Source organism: Halomonas sp. R57-5, from assembly GCF_900070345.1.
Taxonomy (GTDB): domain Bacteria; phylum Pseudomonadota; class Gammaproteobacteria; order Pseudomonadales; family Halomonadaceae; genus Vreelandella; species Vreelandella ventosae_B.
Genome location: NZ_LN813019.1, coordinates 339,571 through 360,833, shown reverse-complemented (window position 1 = coordinate 360,833; position 21,263 = coordinate 339,571). Strand labels below are relative to the sequence as shown.

General features: G+C 55.0%; 18 protein-coding genes and 2 pseudogenes. 10 read left to right on the top strand and 10 right to left on the bottom strand.

The genetic code is table 11. The annotated features are described in order from the left end of the window. Nucleotides 1-32 precede the first annotated feature (32 nt). On the bottom strand, nt 33-2,477 hold the full coding sequence (gene hsdR, locus HALO_RS01690; RefSeq protein WP_050712920.1) for an EcoAI/FtnUII family type I restriction enzme subunit R: 2,445 nt from the start codon (nt 2,475-2,477) through the stop codon (nt 33-35). 120 nt (nt 2,478-2,597) lie between these two features. Between hsdR and HALO_RS01685 the strand changes: the two genes are divergently transcribed. Beyond that, nucleotides 2,598-2,933: a hypothetical protein gene (locus tag HALO_RS01685; RefSeq protein ID WP_039857561.1), complete on the top strand. Its 336-nt coding sequence runs from the start codon at nt 2,598-2,600 to the stop codon at nt 2,931-2,933. Nucleotides 2,934-3,745: 812 nt separating this feature from the next. On the opposite strand, the gene HALO_RS01680 is transcribed toward HALO_RS01685, so the two are convergent. The 6 genes from HALO_RS01680 to HALO_RS01655 form a co-directional block, all read right to left on the bottom strand. Then, nucleotides 3,746-4,207, bottom strand: coding sequence for a DUF2892 domain-containing protein (locus tag HALO_RS01680; RefSeq protein WP_039857563.1), 462 nt, complete (start codon nt 4,205-4,207; stop codon nt 3,746-3,748). A gap of 137 nt (nt 4,208-4,344) precedes the next feature. After that, nucleotides 4,345-4,758: a DUF6691 family protein gene (locus HALO_RS01675; RefSeq protein ID WP_039857564.1), complete on the bottom strand. Its 414-nt coding sequence runs from the start codon at nt 4,756-4,758 to the stop codon at nt 4,345-4,347. After that, on the bottom strand, nt 4,755-5,216 hold the full coding sequence (locus HALO_RS01670; RefSeq protein WP_039857566.1) for a YeeE/YedE family protein: 462 nt from the start codon (nt 5,214-5,216) through the stop codon (nt 4,755-4,757). The genes HALO_RS01675 and HALO_RS01670 overlap by 4 nt, the downstream gene beginning before the upstream one ends. Before the next feature lie 5 nt (nt 5,217-5,221). Next, nucleotides 5,222-6,988, bottom strand: a complete 1,767-nt coding sequence (locus HALO_RS01665) for a SulP family inorganic anion transporter (RefSeq protein ID WP_050712919.1) — start codon at nt 6,986-6,988, stop codon at nt 5,222-5,224. Between the two features lie 7 nt (nt 6,989-6,995). Further along, nucleotides 6,996-7,442 (bottom strand): TIGR01244 family sulfur transferase, encoded by a 447-nt coding sequence (locus tag HALO_RS01660; protein WP_039857569.1) that lies wholly within the window; start codon nt 7,440-7,442, stop codon nt 6,996-6,998. Nucleotides 7,443-7,462: 20 nt separating this feature from the next. Continuing rightward, a complete protein-coding gene (locus HALO_RS01655) occupies nt 7,463-8,377 on the bottom strand; it encodes an MBL fold metallo-hydrolase (RefSeq protein ID WP_050712918.1) in 915 nt (304 codons plus the stop codon). A gap of 167 nt (nt 8,378-8,544) precedes the next feature. Here HALO_RS01655 and HALO_RS23700 point away from each other — a divergent pair. The 9 genes and pseudogenes from HALO_RS23700 to HALO_RS01615 form a co-directional block, all read left to right on the top strand. Beyond that, a pseudogene (locus tag HALO_RS23700) lies at nt 8,545-8,763 on the top strand (transposase); the annotation flags it as partial. A gap of 4 nt (nt 8,764-8,767) precedes the next feature. Beyond that, the gene (locus HALO_RS23655) at nt 8,768-8,842 is read left to right on the top strand and encodes a YgaP family membrane protein (protein ID WP_083868688.1); all 75 of its coding nucleotides are present in this window, start codon (nt 8,768-8,770) and stop codon (nt 8,840-8,842) included. A 292-nt stretch (nt 8,843-9,134) separates the two neighbouring features. Beyond that, on the top strand, nt 9,135-9,911 hold the full coding sequence (dsrO, locus tag HALO_RS01645; protein WP_039857572.1) for a sulfate reduction electron transfer complex DsrMKJOP subunit DsrO: 777 nt from the start codon (nt 9,135-9,137) through the stop codon (nt 9,909-9,911). Then, on the top strand, nt 9,895-11,124 hold the full coding sequence (gene nrfD, locus HALO_RS01640) for an NrfD/PsrC family molybdoenzyme membrane anchor subunit (protein WP_039857574.1): 1,230 nt from the start codon (nt 9,895-9,897) through the stop codon (nt 11,122-11,124). The genes dsrO and nrfD overlap by 17 nt, the downstream gene beginning before the upstream one ends. Next, the gene (locus HALO_RS01635; protein WP_050712917.1) at nt 11,117-14,212 is read left to right on the top strand and encodes a molybdopterin dinucleotide binding domain-containing protein; all 3,096 of its coding nucleotides are present in this window, start codon (nt 11,117-11,119) and stop codon (nt 14,210-14,212) included. The genes nrfD and HALO_RS01635 overlap by 8 nt, the downstream gene beginning before the upstream one ends. 453 nt (nt 14,213-14,665) lie before the next feature. After that, nucleotides 14,666-15,985 (top strand): IS1380 family transposase, encoded by a 1,320-nt coding sequence (locus tag HALO_RS01630; protein ID WP_050712916.1) that lies wholly within the window; start codon nt 14,666-14,668, stop codon nt 15,983-15,985. A 229-nt stretch (nt 15,986-16,214) separates the two neighbouring features. Further along, complete coding sequence (locus HALO_RS01625; RefSeq protein WP_050712915.1) at nt 16,215-16,568, top strand: Hpt domain-containing protein; 354 nt, start codon at nt 16,215-16,217, stop codon at nt 16,566-16,568. Nucleotides 16,569-16,632: 64 nt separating this feature from the next. Further along, on the top strand, nt 16,633-17,349 hold the full coding sequence (locus HALO_RS01620) for a response regulator transcription factor (RefSeq protein WP_050712914.1): 717 nt from the start codon (nt 16,633-16,635) through the stop codon (nt 17,347-17,349). 142 nt (nt 17,350-17,491) lie between these two features. Beyond that, the gene (locus HALO_RS01615; protein ID WP_050712913.1) at nt 17,492-18,388 is read left to right on the top strand and encodes a LysR family transcriptional regulator; all 897 of its coding nucleotides are present in this window, start codon (nt 17,492-17,494) and stop codon (nt 18,386-18,388) included. A gap of 2 nt (nt 18,389-18,390) precedes the next feature. On the opposite strand, the gene HALO_RS01610 is transcribed toward HALO_RS01615, so the two are convergent. From HALO_RS01610 to HALO_RS01605, 3 genes and pseudogenes are all read right to left on the bottom strand, one after another. Beyond that, complete coding sequence (locus HALO_RS01610; protein WP_269449318.1) at nt 18,391-19,536, bottom strand: AbgT family transporter; 1,146 nt, start codon at nt 19,534-19,536, stop codon at nt 18,391-18,393. A 97-nt stretch (nt 19,537-19,633) separates the two neighbouring features. Beyond that, nucleotides 19,634-19,897 (bottom strand): annotated as a pseudogene (locus tag HALO_RS23595) (AbgT family transporter); the annotation flags it as partial. Between the two features lie 65 nt (nt 19,898-19,962). Continuing rightward, the gene (locus tag HALO_RS01605) at nt 19,963-21,141 is read right to left on the bottom strand and encodes a M20 metallopeptidase family protein (protein WP_050712912.1); all 1,179 of its coding nucleotides are present in this window, start codon (nt 21,139-21,141) and stop codon (nt 19,963-19,965) included. Nucleotides 21,142-21,263: the final 122 nt, after the last annotated feature.

Genomic DNA, 21,263 nt, shown 5'->3' with positions numbered 1-21,263 from the left:
GGTCGGGAAAATGGGAAGGATACCAGTCCAGACTAGGCAATTGGCCGATAAAGGGCGTTTTCTAATTCAAACAGTGCCTGGTCGTAACCTAGTTTACCGCCAAAGGCTTGCACTAGCTCCATCGGAGCGCCGATACGGCTAAAGGGCGCCAGCGTTAACACTTTTGGGTCTTCAATGGGTGCAATGCCCGCATCGGCATATTTTTCTACCAGCGACTCAAGCACTTCGCGTGCTTGGCCTTCATAGCGGGTGAAGATATCGCGCTTCTTGACTTCGTTGGCCCTCTCGCGACGAGTAAGCGGGGGGCGATCAAAGGCAATATGGCAAATAACATCGAAGGGATCTGGCTCAGCGCCCCAGGCTTTGCCTAGCTCGGCCGTCAGCTCTTCCCAGAAAACACCCTGTTCTGCCAGTTCATCAAGAATGGCCTGCTTGCGTTCCGCTTGCTGCCAACGGCGTAAAAAATCATTGAGCGTGGCGTACTGCGCTTGCACCTGTTGACGGGTATAGTCGCGCAAACTTTCTGTGATCAGTTTGCCATCTGGCCCCAGGTACTGGACTCGCTCGGCAACAATGCTGACTTCTACGTCATCTACCACATATTTACGCCGTGGCTCTGGCTTCTCGGTTGTACCGCGACCGTCACCGTCATCCGATTCCCAGATAGCGTTGTCGTCCACCTCGTACTCTGCCCAGCCCGCTTCTACGCCTTCGGTGTTTGTCTCATCCTCAGTGCTTTCTTCTTCAACCCCATACACATCGGTTTGCTCGTCTTCAGGCACGATCGGCGCGTCATCCGAGTGGGGCTGATACACCTGAACGGGCTCGCCGTCGAAGTCGGGGTCGGCGAACAGCTCGGTGGCTTTTTTGAAGTCGAGAATGGTGAACCAGTGCTTGKGATAGTCGTCGTTAATACGCGTGCCACGACCAATAATTTGTTTGAACTCGGTCATTGATTGAATGCGCTGATCGAGCACGATCAACTTGCAGGTCTGGGCATCYACSCCKGTGGTCATCAGCTTGCTGGTGGTGGCAATSACCGGGTAGCGYTCTTCCGGRTTGATRAAGTTATCCAGCTCGGCYTTGCCTTCCTGCTCGTCGCCGGTTATGCGCATTATATACTTGCGATTTTCGGCCACGCGTCTGGGGTTTAGGTTTACCAGTGCTTGGCGCATCCGCTCGGCGTGGTCGATATCTTCGCAGAACACGATGGTTTTTTGATACGGGTCAGTACTTTCCAGCAACTCGGTAATTTTGGCGGCCACCAAGGCGGTGCGTTTTCCCAGTACTAGCTGTTTATCAAAATCCTTCTGGTTATAGATGCGGTCTTCAATCTCTTGGCCAAGCTTGTCCCGCTGACCCTTGCTGGGGCGCCAGCCTTGCAGATCTTTATCGATATCTACCCGTACTACTTTGTAAGGTGCGAGAAAGCCGTCTTCGATACCCTGTTTGAGCGAGTAGGTATATAGCGGCGCACCGAAGTAGTCGATATTGGAGACCTCTTTGGTCTCCTTAGGCGTGGCGGTAAGGCCGATATGGGTCGCCGCACTGAAATAGTCCAGAATCTTGCGCCAAGCGGAATCTTCCGCCGCGCTACCCCGGTGGCACTCATCAATAACAATCAGATCAAAGAAGTCCGGTGAGAATTGTTTGTAGATGTTTTGCTCTTCCTCACTACCAGTCACGGCTTGGTAGAGCGAAAGATAAATTTCATACGACGAATCAACTGTGCGATTGGTGACCTTGGTCATCGCCTGGCCAAAGGGCTTAAAGTCATTGTTCTTGGTTTGGTCGACCAGAATATTACGGTCGGCGAGAAACAGAATTCGCTTCTTCTGGCGCGACTTCCATAGTCGCCAAATGATCTGAAAAGCGGTAAACGTTTTGCCGGTGCCTGTTGCCATGACAAGTAGAATACGATTTTGACCGCGTGCTACGGCTTCGACGGTACGGTTAATTGCTACGCGCTGGTAGTAGCGCGGTGTTCGCCCGCTGCCGTCATCATAGTAAGGCTGCTCAATAATAGGGCGAGCGTTTGGCTGAATGCCTTTGTACTGGCAATAACGTTCCCAGAGCGTTTCCGGTGAAGGAAACTCAGCCATGGTGAGCGTGGTTTCGGTTTGCTCGCTCAACCCAGTCCGGTCATGAAAAAGAAAGCCATCGCCGTTGCTGGAGAACACAAAGGGCACGTCTAGCGCGTCGCTATAAGCTAGCGCTTGCTGCATGCCATCACCCACGCGATGGCGGTTGTCTTTTGCCTCGATGACCGCGATAGGCTGATTTTTCTGATAGCTCAGCAGGTAATCCGCCCGGCGCTTTTTACCCCGCGTATGCATCCGACCACGAACGATAATCCGCCCGGCAGTGAAGGTCACCTCTTCGCGAATCTGCGTTTGGATGTCCCACCCAGTCTGCTCTAGTGCAGGGGTAATAAACTTGGTGCAAATATCGCGCTCACTGAGGGCCTTCTTATCCATAGCAGATCCTGCTCGTCTCGCGGGTTGGGCGTTGAAAACTCAAGCTTACGATACTCAGCCGACTTAAGCATCCCGTGCTAGGCTGACGTAAACTAAGGTGATGGGCCTTGGGAGGGAAAAATGAAAGTTATCGAAAAAGTAGAAGTGGATGCCGTCACCGATGTGGTCTGTGATGTATGCCTTTCCTCAACCCGCGTAGCGGATGAAGGGCTTGAATTTGCCACGCTTCAAGCACAGTGGGGCTACGGGTCTCAACACGATGGAGAGCGTTACGAATTGCATCTGTGTGAAAGCTGTTTCTTCAGCACCTTGGCTTACTTTAAGCAGGAACGCCGTGTGCAAAACTTATTCAGCGAAGATGGCTGTGCTGAGGTAGTGAAAGCGGATGGCAACTTGGGTTTAGTGGCTACCGATGACTATTTCCGTGATCAAGATAGCAAGACAGCAGATAGATAATCGCATCATGCATTGTTGCAAAGGGACAGCTGACGACCCAAAGCGGAAGTTGCGGCCAATTAGGCATGTTGGTTCGACAGTGTTATGCAGCCGGTACGATATTGATGCTTTGCTGCCGAGCTGTATTTAGTTTCACGTGATTTCAAGGGTATAGATCGTGAATGAAATGCGGTATAACCCAAATGAACGTGCCAGCGGGTCAACTCAATAAATGAGTTGGCAGTCTTATACCTGTTAAGCATACGACACTATGAATCTTGAGAGGGCGTTGAAAAGTCAGCTGGCATTGTTCACACCTTGCACAGTCATTGCATTTCGTTCAACAAGCTGCACCAGATCGCAGTGCGGCTATTTATCGACGTGGGCGGCGGTTAATTTGCGTTAGCCGATGATCTTCTCAAACTTGGCTATCAGAATTTTAGTGTTCTAGGTATTTCAAACGAAGCAATCCAAGCAACCAAGCAACGTTTCGAGACAGTCTCAAACACTGTGGAATAATTGTTCGTGGATATTACCACTCATACAACTCTGCCCAAACAGCGCTACGTTGTTTGGCATGATTGCGCAGTATTCCACTTTCTAGTTGTGCCAGGAACAGCTGTTTTAGCACGTAAACATAAACCTTGAGCAGGGTAAGTACATTACTCAGCGGACTGAAAGACACTGGGGGGAGGTGTAGCGTGCAGAAATAAGCTCTGCTCTCTTAATAAAGGAGAGCAGAGCGGTGATTTGGCATGTACATTTTGGTCCTGCCGCTAAGGGTCGGACTTGCTTGGCCTGACGAGCATTCGCTTGGATAAGCGGGAGCGCTCTTAACGTTCTACTCTGTCCAGCACTTCATGCATGCGGTCATGCGGGCTTGCCGGCGAAACGCTTTCTAATTGGGAAAAATCTCCACGTAAGGCTTTAAGCGCATAGCGTTCTTGGTCAATTTCTTTTGAAGTGCGTACGTCACGTTTACGGAAGATAACAATGGGTGGACACCATCCTTGCAATGCGTGTTGCAGCAGAAAGCCGGTTACCGCCGCAGGCAACAGGAGCCATCGCTTATCGACTAACGCCCCAAGGGCCACTCCAGCCAAGCTCAGGGTAGCCGCGTTCGCTTCCAGAGTGCGTTCAATATCCCACTCATGGTCGAGCTCGTTCAGACGCTGTTCAATTTCATGGCGATGTTGGGCAAAGTACGCGATGTTGTCTTCGGTGCGCCGCCGAATATGCTGGTTGATGCTTTCGGCAGTATTCTGCTCAACGCGTGAAGTCGTTGAAGGCAGCATGTGACCTCCTTATCCTTAAGTTAACATGTCCAAAGATATCTTTAACCAAGAGCTAACAATCTTAACGCTAATCTAGATCTACACTTTTAGTTCTATAATTCACTCTTAGCAAGCGGTGGTTTAAGCTCAAGCGCTGGTCAGCGGCTGCCTGAGAACCGCTTTGCTAACCACCACCCGCCAATCATTGCCACAAGCATCGCGACGAGAGGCGTGCTCAGTCCGACGACCGAGGCGATGGCAGGACCTGGACAGTAGCCCGAAAGCCCCCAGCCAATGCCAAAGAGCGCCGCCCCACCGAGCAAGCGGCTATCGAGTTCACGCTTGGTTGGTAGGTGGAATTTATCACCAAAAAAAGGGCTGCTCCGACGCAATACCAACCGGTAGCCGATGAAGGTAGTGATGACGGCCCCGCCCAGTACGAAGGCCAAGGTAGGGTCCCATTCGCCGGCGATATCCAGAAAGCCGAGAACACGCGCCGGATCGGTCATGCCTGAAATGGCGAGGCCGAGTCCGAACAAGAGCCCTGCGGCGTAAGCCATTAAGGTTCTCATGCCCCACCTCCTATCACATGTCGGGTGATATAGACGGTTGCCATGGCACTCAGCAAAAACGTGACGGTAGCCGCCATCGAACGCGGCGATAGACGTGACAGGCCACATACCCCATGACCACTGGTACAGCCGCTGCCGAGCCCTGTCCCGACACCCACCAACAGCCCCGCAATCAACATCAGCATCACGCCACCGGCGGGATCACCAATAACCTCATTGGGCTGTCCCACCACGTTTCCCAGACCGCCTCCCACCAGAACGAGCACAACAGGCCCGGTGACCAGGCCAACCAAGAACGCGGCCCGCCAAGCACTGTCGCCCTTTGGACGCGTCGTCACCAGCGTGCCGGCGATGCCGCTGATACCGGTGATACGTCCTAGCGTGGCCATCAACCAGGTAGCGGAAATGCCGATGAGTATACCGCCGGCCAGTCCTTGCAGATTTGAAGTCCAATCCACTTCGTTTACTCCTTAGTTTGCTGAACCCGTTGGGTGTTGGTTGCCTGAGCCAACGACGTTTTCTCTTGATGCAGGCTGCGCCAAGCATCGTAGGTACTGAGGAAGACCTCGCCGCCGAGCGCTTTCATGAAATCGGAGCCACGAAGCTTGTCCATAACCGGCCCCTTGACCTCGGCCAGATGCAGCGCCACGTCGGCATCCTTCAACCGAGCGTTGATCTCCTCTAGGCTTTCCAAGGCCGAGGCGTCGATGGTATTAACTGCCTGACACGCCAGCACGATATGCTGCAATTCGAAGTCCCGGGAAATCAAGGCCATCACGGTATCCTCAAGGTAACGGGCGTTGGCGAAATAAAGGCTTTCGTCGATGCGGAGTATGACCAGACGCTTATCGGTCTCAACGTCGTGGCGCAGGACATTTCGGAAATGCTCGCTGCCCGGGACTCGGCCGATCACGGCGCTATGGGGGCGGCTGGTACGGTAGAGATGCAAGGCGAGCGACAGCCCTACGCCGGCCAGGATACCGCTTTCCACTCCATGGCCCAGGGTGGCGATGATGGTTGCCAACATGGCTACGCCATCACTGCGGGAATAGGTCCAGTTTTTTTGCACCGCGCCCAAATCCACCAATGATAGGACGGCGACGATAATGGTTGCGGCGAGCGTGGCGATGGGGAGATAGGCGATCAACGGTGTCAGCAGCAACGCGGCCAGTGTGATGCCTATGGCCGTGAACGCACCTGCCGCCGGAGTCTGAGCGCCGGCATCGAAATTGACCACCGAACGGGCAAAGCCACCCGTCACCGGCATGCCGCCAGAGAAGGAAGACGCAATATTCGAAGTGCCAAGACCGATCAGTTCCTGGTTTGGCTCGATGCGTTGCCGACGCTTGGCGGCCAAGGTCTGACCTACCGATACTGACTCTACGAAACCGACCACGCTTATCAGCAAGGCAGCTACTAACAGTTCACGCCATAGCCCAAGGTCCATACCTGGTAAGGTAAGCGGAGGTAGACCGGCCGGTACTTCGCCCACGACGGCTACGCCGTGCTGGTCGAGCTGCCAGGCCCAACTCGCTAGGGTGGTCAGCGCCACGGCAAGAATCGGTGTTGCCTTGGACAGCATATCCGCTGAGCGTGACGGCAGGCCTAGCGACAGGAGCCCTAGCTTTAACCAACGCCGGGCAGCATAAAGAAAGGCCAGCACACCTAAACCGATGGCAAGAGTAATGCCATGGAGGCTTCCTACGTTTCCCCACAGATCGCCCAGCAATTCGATCATGTTGTGACCCGAGGCTTCCACCCCCAGTAAGTGTCGGGCCTGACCGATCGCGATGAGCAGCCCCGAGGCGGTGATGAATCCGGATATCACGGGATGACTGAGAAAATTGGCCAAGAAGCCCAGTCGCGCCACCCCCATGAGGATGAGAAGCAAACCAGACATCAGTGCCAGTACCAGTGCAGCACCCAAGTATTCCGGCGACCCTTGCGGGGCGACGCGACCGATGGCCACCGCTGTCATCAGTGAGACTACTGCCACTGGCCCTACGGCAAGGGTGCGGCTGGTCCCGAAAATAGCATAAACGAACAGCGGAGCGATGCTTGCATAAAGCCCCMCCTCGGGGGGAAGGCCCGCCAGCATGGCGTATGCTAGCGACTGCGGGATCAGCATGACGGTCACGATTACCGCTGCCAACAGGTCACTGGCCAACGTATCGCGTCTATAGCCGGGTAGCCACTGGAGGATGGGCAGATAATGCTTCAGGTTGGCCATAGCACGCTCACGACCCAGAATCACCCTTTGCCTGATGGGCTTGTTGTTCAAGCCTGTCGCGCAAGGGCTCCAAGTCATAGCCAGCCGCATTGGCTGATCCGATCAGCTCGGATACCGGACGCTGCGGGGCGAGTGATAATGCCCACAAATGGGCCACGCGTTTTCCCGTTCGGCAGAAGCCGAGCACGGGGGCCTTTGCAGAATGCAGCACATCTGAATAGGCGTCGATGTCCGCCTTTGCGTATTCCCCAGGCTTTACGGGAACTTCATGCCAGGCCATGCCCAGTGATTTGGCCTTAGCCTTGAGGGCATCGGGATCCGGCTGGTCATCACTTTCCCCGCGCGGGCGATTGGAGATAATGGTGCGGAACCCTTGTTCGGCAAGCTGTTCAAGTTCGTCGAGGCGAGGTTGTGCTGCCACGTAAAGGCGATCATCGAGTGGTTTGATATCCATAGGTTACCTCCTTGGTCGCTTTAGGAACGCGCCTCATCATCCCAGGCGGCCCCCGGTAGAGCATCGAGGGGAATCTTCAGGTAACGACGACCATTATCCTCTGGCTCTGGCAGGTCGCCGCCCCGGATATTGACTTGCAAAGCGTGCAGGATCAGTTTCGGCATGGGCAGCTTGGCGTCACGTTCGTTACGCAAAGCGATGAAGCTTTCCGCTGTCGGGCTGTCTTGGAGATGAATATTGGTTTCGCGCTGGACACTCACCGTGCTTTCCCACTCTGGCTCGCGATCGCCGGGCATGTAGTCGTGACCGGTAAAGAGCCGAGTGTCGTCCGGCAGTGCCAGGATGGCCTGAATGGAATCCCACAGTTTGTGAGCATTGCCCCCAGGGAAATCGGCACGGGCCGTACCACCATCCGGCTGAAACAGCGTGTCGTGCACGAACGCCGCATCGCCGATGACGTAGGTGATCGACGCCTTGGTATGGCCGGGCGAGAACATAATCCGGCCTTCTATCTCGCCCACGTGGAAAGTATCGCCCTCTACAAAAAGGTGGTCCCACTGTCGGCCGTCATCCGGAAAGTCGGGCCAGTTGTATATATCCTTCCATAGCGCTTGCACTTGCGTAACGTAAGCTCCTATAGCCGTTGGTGCCCCTGTCTTTTCCTTAAGATACTGTGCTGCCGAAAAATGGTCGGCGTGTGGATGCGTATCGAGTATCCAGTCAACGATGAGCCCCTCCCGTGCGACGTAATCTAGTAACTCATCAGCATGGTGGGTTGCAGTGGTCCCTGACTTCTCATCAAAGTCCAGGACAGGGTCAAGGATGGCACAGCGCCGTGTCGCAGGGKCACTGATAATATATTGAACGCTTGAGGTTCTTTGATCGTAAAAGCCGGCCACGTCCGGCCTGCCTGGTGAGKGTCGGAAATTACGCATATTCTTCCTCATTCTCCATTTTAGTTACAAGCCTAGACCATATTGGAATAACAAGAAAACAATGAAACATGTTTATACAAACATCAAGTAAAAGTGACATCTCCCCCTCTGATTGGGTTGCGCTACACTTTAGATTTCGATCCTACTAGCAAGGAGCACGGACATGCATGAGCGTTAGCACACAACAGTTCATAGGTCTCTTGGGTGAAGCAGATGCGGGGCTGCCTATTAATGAGCCATACCGTCGGCATGGTTTCTCGGAAGCAAGTTATTACTTATGGTGCAGCGAATTGGGTGGAATGAGCTAGCCAGATTCCAAGCGACTCAACGAACTCGAAGTCGCGAAGACAAGATTAAAGAAGCTTTTCACTGAGTCGCTACTGGAGATGATTGCCGCTAGCCACCGGGCTATTTAACTTCTGCCCAGCTTATAAATTAATAGGCATTAATACATGTAAAATTTAATAGTGCCTATTAAGCAAACAAAACCATAGAAAAAGCGCTTGCCATGTTTATTGGGGCAAGCGCTTTTTTACATATGCGCGCTAAAAAATTCCCATGTAACAAGCTAATTACTTAATGCTAGATGAAATTCCATATACAGAACAGCTACTTAGTCATTTAACATTAAGAGAGCATTAAGCGATATATCATAACACATTGACACGTATCAACTTTCTACCTTGAGCAAAGGCGTAATCTAAGGGTATTCCGACATTCGCCCTGCGAATGCCGTTTAATTCGCCAAGGAGGCGCTATGGACGCAATACGTCGCTCGCTCTTGGGTCAAATGGCACGCTTAAGTGCAGGCGCTGCGCTGATGCCGTTTTCAAGCCTTGCCCAAGCTGGCATTAATCAGCAACCTGCCCGCCGCGAAGGCGACCCAACTAAACGCTACGGTATGCTTATCGACTTACGCCAGTGCATCGGCTGCCAAGCCTGTACGGTGTCGTGTCATATCGAAAACGCTGCACCGCTGGGACAGTTTCGCACCACGGTCTCCCAGTATGAAGTACAGCATCAGGAAAGCGGCGAATTAGCCACCTTTATGCTGCCCCGGCTGTGTAACCACTGTGAAAACCCACCCTGCGTCCCGGTCTGCCCTGTAGAAGCCACTTACCAGCAGCAGGATGGCATTGTGGTGGTCGATAGCGACCGCTGCGTAGGGTGTGCCTATTGCGTCAATGCTTGCCCCTACGATGCTCGCTTTATTAACCAACGCACTCAAACCGCCGACAAGTGCACCTTCTGTGCCCATCGTCTAGAAGCCGGACTATTGCCCGCTTGCGTTGAGAGCTGCGTAGGCGGTGCCCGCGTGATTGGAGATATGCGCGATCCTCAAAGCCAAATCAGCCGCATGATTCATGAACATCGCGATGCATTGATGGTGCTACAACCAGAAAAAAACACCCTTCCTCAGGTGTTCTACCTAGGCATGGATGAGCGCTTCACCACGCGTCCTAAGGCCGAGCCCGTTGCGCTCGAAGTACTCGACCCCCACGGTCAGGAGATGGGCTATGAATTCCACCATTGAGCTACTGGCACCGCGCTATGACATCGCCTGGTACCCGTGGGCGGTTCAGTACTTTTTTATGATTGCGGTTTCCTACGCCAGCCTATGGCTAGCCGCCCCAGCACTGGTATTCGGTAAAAAAACCTGGCTGCCTACCGCACGTCTGGCGCTAATCGCTTGCGTTAGCACTACGCTAGTGGCGCCCGTTGCGTTACTCGCGGATTTGCACCAGCCACTGCGGTTCTGGCACTTCTACGCTTACGCCAATAGCCACTCGTGGATGTCGATTGGCAGCGTTGTTCTGCCGCTTTATTTGGTTAGCGTGCTTGGCCTTGCTTGGTTGGCATGGCGGCCCGCGCTGCAGGCACAGTGCGGCACTCCAGGACTCGGTGGCATGCTAGCCACCTGGCTTTCACTGGGCAGTGGCACAACGCCACGAGCAATAGTCGCGGTGGTAGGTCTGGCTGCGCTGGGGCTTTCCAGCGGCATTATGCTTTACACCGGTGCGGAACTAGCAATCGTAAAGGCCCGTCCGCTTTGGAACACCGTGTGGCTACCGCCCATGCTGGCGACCACCGGATTTATCGCCGCCTCCGGTCTGGTGTTAGTGCTGAACAGGGTTAGTGGGCTTTGTTCGCAAACCGCTATACGACAGATGCTGTATGTGCTGCTAGTGGCCTGTGCGCTAGCAGGATTGATCGCGCTTAGCTGGTTTTTAGATGGCGTAAATGCCCACGTAGGCTCAGTCGCCACCGCGCTGGAATCCGTGCGCCATAGCGCCTCGTGGCGCAACACTGCCCTCTGGGGAGGCATTACCGGCATCGCGCTGTTTGCCGCCGTGTTGTATTTATTGACTCGCCCTACCCTGCGCCAGCCCGGGCCGAGCGGCGCTCCAACCTCTAGCCAGCCAGCACTGTTTGCCTGGGCATGGTTGCTAGGCCTCGTCGCCATACACATGGGCTGGATGTTTCGCTGGGTGGTACTGATGGATGTTCAGCATGTGGCGCGCAATAGTGCCGGATTTCACCACTATGGTATTCCCGCCGGCTCTTCCGGCATTTTAGGCATTGTTGGCACCTTCGGTCTCTGGCTCGCCGTTATTCTCCTGATTGAACTGTTTATTCCCTGGCGACAGGCCCAACAAGGCGGCCTTATAGCAATGCCAACCCACGCTGCCCAAGATGCTTCTACTCATCCTCTCACCGCTAAAAAAGGAGCGTCTAGTCATGTCTAAGTCTGCTCAAGACCCGTCACGCCGCCGTTTTCTAAAAGGCGCTGCCGCCGCTGGTGGTGCAGCCACCTTTGCCGTGGGCTATGCCGACCCACTGGCAAAAATGGCCAAGGGCATTACCGGTAGCGCGGGTGAAAAACCCAGGCACAATATTCATGGCAACTCGCTGACCCCAGAATACCGCGTCGATTTAGACACTGGCGAACTCACCTTAACCCCCGGCCAGCGAGTCGCCTTCACTATTTGTTACGGCTGTACTACTCGATGCGGCGTGAGAGTGAGGGTCGATGACACCCTTGGCGAAGTACTGCGGGTATCAGGCAATCCCTACCACCCGCTGTCCGCCGACGACCATTTACCTATGCGTACACCGGTGGCGGATGCACTGCGTAGTGTTAGCGCCTATGGTGAACAGGGTCAGATAAACCGCTCCACCGCCTGCGCCCGTGGCAACGCCATGATGAGCCAAATTACCAACCCTTTCCGAGTCGACAACTGCCTGAAACGAGTAGGTGAACGTGGTAGCCGTCAATGGCAGAAAATCTCCTTTGAGCAGCTAATTGAAGAAATCTGCGAAGGCGGCGACCTGTTTAACGAAGGCCACGTTGATGGACTGCGCGATATTCGCGATCACGACACCCTGATTGACCCTGACAACCCTGAATATGGCCCCAAGGCCAACCAATTAATGGTGATGGAAGCCACTGACTACGGGCGTTCAGACCTACTCAAGCGCTTTACCCTCAATGCCTTTGCTACCCGCAATTATGGTCACCATGGCGCTTACTGTGGTTTGGCTTTCCGCATGGGATCTGGCGCGGTGATGAACAATATTGTCACCAACGCCCACGTTAAGCCAGATATCCAAAACGCACGCTTCATCATGTATATCGGCTGTGCGCCCAGCCAAGCGGGCAACCCGTTTAAACGCCAAGGCCGCTTGATTGCCCAAGCCCGTGCAGCCGGTACGTTGGAGTACGTGGTGGTCGACCCAGCGCTCAATGCCGCCACCTCCCACGCAGCCGACAACAACCGCTGGGTGCCTATTCGTCCTGGGACAGACAGCGCTTTTGCCATGGCAATCATCCAGTGGCTACTCGACAACCAAGGCTATGCTAGTGACTTCCTAGCTCTGCCCGGCCAAGCCGCCGCCAATGCAGCGGGCGAAACCACCCACTCCAACGCCACTCATTTGGTGATTGACACCTATGAACACCCCCGCAGAGGTTATTTTCTTCGCGCCAGCGACCTGGGCCTAGCGGAAGCGGATAACGATGCTGACTCGCCGATGGTAGTCGCCAATGGCGAACTCGCGCTAAGCGAAGAGGTGATGACCGCCGAGCTCTTTGCCGAACGTCCGGTTGAGCTTGCCGATGGCACCACCGTGACCGTCAAAAGCAGCCTGACGTTGCTAAGCGAATCTGCCCACGAGTMCGACCTAGACACCTATGCCGAGCATTGTGGCATTCCMAAGGCGACGATTATTGAATTGGCCAGCCGCTATGCCAGCCATGGCAGAAAAGCCGCTGTTAACTGTCACGGCGGCATGATGTCGGGTAACGGTTTCTACGCCGCGTTCAGCGTGCAAATGCTGAACTTACTGGCGGGCAACTACAACATGAAGGGTGGCAGCGCCGTGGGCGGCGGCACTTACAGCGGTACCGGCGAGGGCCCACGCTACGACTTAGCCAACTTTCCTGGTAAGCGCGCACCTCAGGGGGTATTTCTATCCCGCTCGCGCTTCCCCTACGAAAAGTCTTCCGAGTATCAGCGCAAAGTCGCCGCAGGCGAAAATCCTTACCCGGCTAGAGCGCCGTGGCGCTCGTTGGCACCGCCGACACTCACAGAGCACCTACCCTCTGCACTAGATAGCTATCCTTACCCCATCAAAGCGGTGATTGGCTGTATGGCCAACCCGATTTATGGTCAGGCCGGTCTGAAAAGCGTCATTGTCGACAAGCTGAAGGACCCTAAGCGTCTAGGGCTCTTTGTCGCCGTGGATGGCTTTATCAATGAAACCAACCGCTACGCCGACTACATCGTGCCTGATTCCGTGATGTACGAGGTGTGGGGGTTTACTGGCGCGTGGAAAGGCACCCTCGGCAAACTAACCACCGCCTGCTGGCCCGTAGTTGAGCCACGCCAGCAAAAAACCGCCGAGGGAGAACCGGTGTCAATGGACAGCTTCTTTATTGCCGTGGCCAAGCGCCTGGGTCTGCCCGGCTTTGGCGACAACGCAATTCCCGATGCCCAAGGAAATCTGCACCCGCTCAATCGCGCTGAGGATTACTACCTGCGAGCCGCGGCCAATATCGCTTTTCAAGAAGAGCCACTGCCAGAAGCAGATGACGCTGATATTGCTCATGGAGGCATTGCCCCACTGCTGCCTAAAATCGCAAGAACGCTAAAATCTGATGAACGCGCTAGAGTTGCCTATCTCTATGCCCGGGGTGGACGCTTTGAAGATGCCAGCGAGCACTTCATCGGTGAAAAATTGAAATACCAGTGGAAGCAAACGCTGTGTGTTTACAACGAATCGGTAGGCACCAGTATTGATACCACTAATGGCCTGCCCAATAGCGGCGTCCCCTGCCATAAGCTGCCTCAGATGGCGAACAAGCAACCTATGCGCGAGATATTTTCTGAGCAGGAGTGGCCGCTGCTAGCCTTCTCGTTCAAATCCAATCTGATGAACTCTTACGCCATTGGGAGTGAGCGGCTACGTATGATCAAGCCTTATAACCCGATACAAATGCACCGCCAAGACGCCGAGCGCTTTGGTATCCAGCACGGTGATACCATTCGCATAGAAAGCCCTGGCGGAAGCGTTGTGGGATTGGCACTAGTCAGTGAAAGCGTAATACCTGGCGCCCTGGGCATTGAGCACGGCTATGGCCACAAGGATTTAGGTGCCACGCCACATGTCATCGACGGGGTATCCCAGCCGGATATGCCCTGGATGCGTGCAGGTATCAATATTAATGACCTAGGCTTTCAAGACCCCACACGGAAAGTAGATGGCACTTGGCTAGAGCCAATCAGTGGGGCCAGCGTGCGCCAAGGCTTACCAGTAAAAGTTAGACGAGTCTAACCAATGCAGAGCAATAGAATATATACAGCTAGCTTTACAAATTTGGAATGAAAAAAACAAGGACGCCCTCATGAGCTTCTAAGGGTGTCCGCTAAGGCTGTAGTGGTCAATTAAAACTGGCCAACGGTTTATAGTTAACTCAGTATTTTTTCTCTGCCTGGTTCGGACACTTATCAACTTGACTAGAAACGCAACATTTTAACTGTCACTTATCTGCTAATTGCTGGCGATATGGTCGTTATATTCATTCATGAGTGGGTGCTCGGAGGAATTGTTGGCCTATTAGGCCGTAGCCACAGGCATGATCTTGTGTCATCAGATGACGAGGTTCAAAGGTCCAAAAGTGGTGGAGCCTAAATGCCCTAGCCTGGATATTGCATAAGACATGAAAAAGGCGGCTGAAAATCGGTTATAATTCAAGCTCCTACACAAGAACCAACCGCCTCAGCCGCCATGACAAAATGTACCACGCCGTCCGCTTCCTTTCCACGCTGCAAAGGCCGTCAGGTCATCGCCCGTTTCGATGGCGGTGATCTCACTTCCGACGGCGGTATCCTGCTGCTGCGGCAGCTCGATCGCGAGATGGGCCTGACCCGCGCCGTCGCTCGCCGGCTCAGCGACGAGCGCGACGCTCAGCGCTGCCTGCATCGCACCGAAACCCTGGTCCGGCAGCGCGTGTTCGGCCTGGCGCTGGGCTATGAGGATCTCAATGACCACCAGGCCCTGCGTCACGATATCGCCCTGCAGACCGCCGTCGATACCGATGGCGTGCTGGCCAGTCAGTCCACCTTGTGCCGCTTCGAGCAGCAAGCCGACCGGGACTGGGCGATCACCATCCACGAAGAGATGATCGAGCAGTTCATCCGCTCGTTCCGGCGGCCACCCAAGAAACCGCTCTACCTCGACTTCGATGCCACCGACGATCGGGTGCATGGCCAGCAGCTCGGGCGGCACTTMAACGGCTACTACAACCACTACATCTTCCTGCCGCTGTTCGTATTCTGTGGCGACCAGCTGCTGGTCAGCTATCTGCGTCCGGCCTCGCTGGATGCCGCTCACCACGCCGGTGCCATCCTCGCCCTGTTGGTCCGGCGGCTGCGCCAGGCGTGGCCTGAGGKGAAGATCGTCTTCCGAGGCGACAGCGGCTTCTGCCGTCCACTGATCCTCAACTGGTGTGACCGCCACGGCGTCGATTACATCATCGGCCTCGCCGGCAACAAGCGCTTGGCCAAGCTGGCTCTGAACATCGACTACGCGTCGGCCATCCGCTTCGAGAAGACCTGGGAGAAGGAGCGTGTCTTCGGCTTCATCGAGTACGCTGCCAAGAGCTGGAAGGAGCGTCGACGAAAGGYCATCGTCAAGTCCGAGACCAGCCGGCGTGGCTTCAACACCCGCTATGTGGTCACCAGCCTGCGCGGCTGCAGCGCCGAGTGGCTCTATGACCACCGCTACTGTGCTCGGGGCGAGATGGAGAACCGTATCAAGGAGCAGCAGTTCCTGTTCTCCGACCGCACCAGCTGCCACGAATGGTGGCCCAACCAGTACCGACTGCTGCTGTCGGGGTTGGCCTACCTGCTGCTGGAGCGGCTGCGCCGGGTCTACCTCAAGCGCACCGCCTTCGCCCAGGCCCAGGTCAACACCCTCCGCCTGAAGCTGCTGAAGATCGGCGCTGTCATCACCCGCAACACGCGCACGATTCGGCTGATGTTGAGCAGCCAGTACCCGGAGCAGGACCTCTTCCTGAAGCTGGCCAGCAAGCTGGTGCCGGGATAGCGCCGCGGCGTGCTGTCCCCGGCACAGAAAACACATGGGGGTAGGGGGAAATGCGCCTTGAGCTCAGGAAATTGATCAATATATAGCCAACTTCCAGCTCTGGGCGGCATCATCGCCACCAAACCTGGCATTTGGGTGCTGCTGMCCAACCCGATGCAACATCCGGGCTATCGCGGTTAATACTTTTTGACCGGCTCCTCCTAACACCGTCGAGAAAAGAGCTGCCCTTGTGACGCTACTACTAGAATCCTTGCAAGAATTTGATATCGACACCGGCCTTATGTACGCCGATGGCGATCAAGAGCTTTATCTTGAGGTGCTGGCGATGTTTCATGAGCAGCTAGTGACAGAGTTTGCGAATCTACCCCAGCAGTTGTCTGCTCCTATCACCGACGAGACGGCACGTCAGGTTCACACGCTAAAGGGGTCTGCTAGCTCTGTAGGCGCCAAGCAGATCGAGGCGGCGGCAAACACGATAGACCAGCGCATCAAAGAGGAAGCCTCCGCTATTGATGCCACCCTGCTGGAAAAGCTCAACAGCGCCATAATCGCAGCGGTTCAGGCGCTTAATCGCGCCTTATAACCCTAGGCTCACGCTAACCAGCCCGGCGGTGCTTTTCACGCTGCCTGCGATTAAAGGTATTGCAATGCATATCGGCATATTAGAAGACGATCCCATTCAGCGACGCTTCTTGGTCTCTGCACTTAACGACTGGGACGGGCCACGATCCCAGTGCGTTAGCTTTGAACGGGCTAGCGAGTTTTTGAAAGCAATGAGCAAGCAGACCTTTGACCTGCTGATCATTGACTGGTACCTACCCGATGCCGACGGAATGCAACTCGTGAAGCGCTTGCGACAGGATTTTGGCTGGCCTGGCCCGGTGCTTTTTATCACCGCAAGCCAAGGTGAAAATGACGTGGTTGTTGCCCTTGAAAGCGGCGCCGACGACTTTCTCACCAAGCCAATTCGCCCGGCTGAATTGCGCGCCCGTATCTTTGCGCTGGCACGCCGTACAGGGCTTAACAAAGATGTCGGCAGCAACACCCAGGCGTTTGGCGCTTACACACTAACGCCTGGCCATCACAGCATTGCCGTTAACGGCACACCGGTCGAACTTACCGCACGAGAGTATGAACTTGCCGCGCTCTTTCTATCCCACGCTGGTCAGCTCTTTTCCCGGCAAAACATACTTGAAATGGTGTGGGGGGTGCGCGCAGACCTCGCCACGCGCACAATCGACACGCATATTAGCCGCCTGCGGAAGAAGTTATCGTTTGACGGCACTTATGGGCTGCAGCTCAAAAGCGTCTATAAGTACGGCTATCGCTTAGAGCATAAAGAGGCAGACAAACCAGAGGTCTAGTGGCTTTGCTCTGGTTAATCATCAAGTTGCTATCTCCCACCACAGCGCTGAGCTCTCGACCAGCCAAGTTTGGCAGCGCTACGATAGCCAACACGTACTCGTTAGCACGCTTAACGTGCATTTTGCTTGTGGCCATCGATCAATGACTTTATTAGACAAACGTGCTTTCTACCTATTCGAAGTCAGCAGTTGCGGCGGTATTCGCGCAGCGGCGGAGCATTTGCATACTAATCCGTCGGTGGTGAGCCGCCAGATCCGCTCGTTGGAACAGGCGCTGGGTATGGCGCTTCTGGAGCGTCAGGGACGGCATGTCATGCTCACAGAGGCGGGGCAGTTGGTGGTGGATGGCTTTCTAGCCCAGCGGCGGCTGAGCTCTGAGCTAGGCGATACGCTGTCGCGGCTGCGTAACTTGCAGGCTGGAAAGGTGGTGGTATCGGTGGGTGATGGATTTGTGGATAGCTTTATTAACCATGTGATGAAGCGGGTTTCTGAACACTACCCAGATGTACTCATCGAAATCAAAACTGGCATTTACTACCCCCGTGAACCCCATGAGATGGTGGCTAACGACGAGGTAGATATTGCCATTACCTATGGGCCGATCTCCGATCCGCGCTTGGTGGTGCACTCGTTTGAACGAGGGCCGTTGTGTGCGCTAGTCGCTCCTTTCCATGCGTTGGCAGGGCATAAGTGCGTGAGCGTGGCTGAACTACTGAAGCATAAGTTGATCTTTCTGCCCGATGTGTCGGGCTCTCAGCAGTTTGTGAATGCGTTATTTGGCGCAGCGGGGCAGCCTGCCACACCGGCGTACCGCTGTAATTTGCACTCCGTCTCGCGGCGTATGGCGAGTGCGGGCATTGGTGTGTCGTTTATGACAGCAGCCGCTGCACGCAGTGAAATAGAGGCGGGCCTGTTAAGAGCTATTCCGATCAGCCATCCCATGGCGGCCACCAGCCAGGGCAACTTGGTACGGCGCGTCGGCAGAAGGCTGTCGCCCGCTGCCGACTATTTATGGAAGTTAATGATGGCGATGCAGTAGCGCTAGTTCGCCATCATGTAAACGCCGGGGCCAATGGGCCAACCCATCATCAGCCAGAACATCAGAAACGCCGACCAAGCCAGCAAGAAGCCCATAGCCAGAGGCAGCATGGTGGCAATCAGTGTGCCCAGCCCCATATCCGGTTTGTAGCGCTGCATGTAGACCAGAGCCAACGAGAAGTAGGGGCTCATGGGAGAGATGATGTTGGTGCTGGAATCTCCAATGCGGAACATCGCCAGCACGAAGGCGGGATCGAAGTCGATCATCATCAGCATGGGGMMAAACACCGGAGCCATCAGCGCCCACTGCGCCGAGCCGCTGGTCATAAAGACGTTCAGCACCGCACTCATAGCGATAAACGCCCCGACGAGGGGAAGCCCGGTAAAGCCAGTGCTTTGCAGAACGTTCGAGCCTTCGATAGCGATAAACTGGCCAAGCTCCGACCAGCGGAAGTAAGCAATAAACTGTGAGATCGCGAAGAACAGCACCAAGGTAGGCGCAAGGTCGCTGGCAGATTCCGCCATACGCTGGGGCACATCGCGGCTGCTAGTAATCTTGCCGGTGGTGATGCCGTACACCAACCCAATGGTGACGAAGTAGATAAACATCAGCGGCACGAGCGAGCGCAGAAACGGCGAAGGAATCAAACCGCCATCTTCGTTGCGCAGTGGCGAGGCTTCGGGGATCACCACCAGCAGGATCAAGGCAATATAGGCCAGCGTTGCCAACCCTACACGCTTAAGGCCACGTTTTTCGGCTTCCGTCAGCGTTGGCGTGACGACCTCGGTTTTGAAATCTTTGCCCATGGGGAGTGTGCGCTGCAGCCTTGGCTCTACTAACTTATCGACAACTAATGTACCAACTGTGGCAAGCACAAATACCGAGCAGGCCACAAAGTAGTAGTTATCTACCGGCGAGATATAAGCATCCGGGTCCACTAGGCGAGCGGCATCGGTCGTAATACCGGCAAACAGTGCATCGCCGACGGTGATAAACAAGCTGGCATCAAACCCTGCGCCAGCTGCTGCGTACGCAGCAGCGGCCCCGGCCACGGGGTGCCTGCCCACCGAGTAGTACACCATCGCCGCCAGCGGGATCAGGATGAGGTAGTTGGCATCGGAGGCGATGCTGCCGCAAATACCGGCCATGAAAACGCAAAATGTCAGCATGGAGGGGGGGGGCTTTTGCGACGCTAACCTGCATCAGCGTGGACATTAGCCCCACCTTATCAGCAAGCCCAATACCAAACATCACCACTAAAATCAGCCCAAGAGGCGGGAAGTTGACGAAGTTACTGACCACGCTGGTCAGCATAAACTCGACGCCATCCGCCGAGAGCAGGCTGCGAACGGTCACTTCGGCCTCGGTTTGTGGGTTGATCGCCGAGACGCCTAGCGTGGCTAAAATAGCGGAAATAACCACCACCAGGGCGGCCAAAATAGCGAATAGGATAAACGGGTGAGGCAGCTTGTTGCCTACCCGCTCGATGGATGCGAGTACACCTTGCATGACAGTTTCCTTAGTAAGAAGCTTTATTGTTAAAGGTTGTGTTTTTATGCCACTTAGCGTGGCGGCTAGCGCTGTTGACCGCGCTTCAGCAGTGACGTGGCGAGCGCCACAAACATGCCGCCTGCGACGGGCAGAACGGCATCGTTAAAGTCGTAACGTTCGTTATGCAGATAGGCGCTGTCGCCGTTACCCACAAAGAAGAAACACCCCGGTACTTCTTGCAGGTAGAACGAAAAATCCTCCGCGCCCATGGTGGGCATGTAGTCTAGCTGCTGAATATCAGCGCTGACGCCTTGCTCTGTCGCAATCGCCAACACACGTTCTGACCAAGCGGCGTCGTTGACGAGCGGAGGAATTTGGTGCTGATGCTCTAAATGGAAACAAGCACCGTGGGCTGTGCAAACCCCGTTAACGACTTGCTCCAGCTTGCCAACCAACGCGGCGCGGGAGCTTTCCCGGTCGCTGCGAATATTCACTAGCAGTTCCGCTTGACCAGGGATCACATTGGCGGCGTCGCCCGCATGAAAGGCCGCCACAGTAATCACTCCTGCTTCCAGCGGTGATTTATGGCGGCCTACCAGCCCTTGCAGCTGTTGAACGAGCGAAGCTCCCACATAGATAGGATCGACTGCTAAATGTGGCATAGCCGCATGGCCGGAGACTCCTTCAATAGTGATTTTGAACGTGTCGTTACCGCCCATGGCAGGGCCAGGTTTGACGAAAAGCTGCCCTTCGGGAAAGCCGGGGCGATTGTGGTAGCCAAAAATGGCGTCTACCTGCGGGTTTTGGAGCACACCCGCTTTCACCATCTTATCGGCACCGTTACCGCCTTCTTCACCAGGCTGAAACAGCAGTTTGATATAACCGCAGAGCTGGTCGCGCTTAGCCATAATGGCTTCAGCGGCAAGCAGTAGCGTCGCGGTATGGCCATCGTGGCCGCAGGCATGCATCAAACCTTCCCGTTGGGAGCGGTGCTCAAAATCGTTGGTTTCTTTGATGGGGAGAGCATCCATATCGGCCCGAAACGCTACCACTGGGCCTTCGCGACCGGTGTCTAACTCGGCAAGTAMACCGGTCGTAGCAATGCCTTCTGTGACCTGATAGCCCAGCGCCTTTAGCCGCTTGGCCACCAGCATAGCCGTATCGGTTTCCTCAAATTTCAGCTCCGGGTTCTGGTGTAACTGGTGGCGTATGGCGACCGCATCGCCGATTTGCTTTGGGATGAAAAAGGGAGATGAAAACATATCCTGTCCTTGCCATTGTCAGTGTCGTTATGGGCGTAGGTAACGCTAAGCGACTTAGCAGGCAGGAACGAGTGCTTAAAATGGTGAGTTTGTTGCTTTAAAAGCAACGATGAGACATTAGA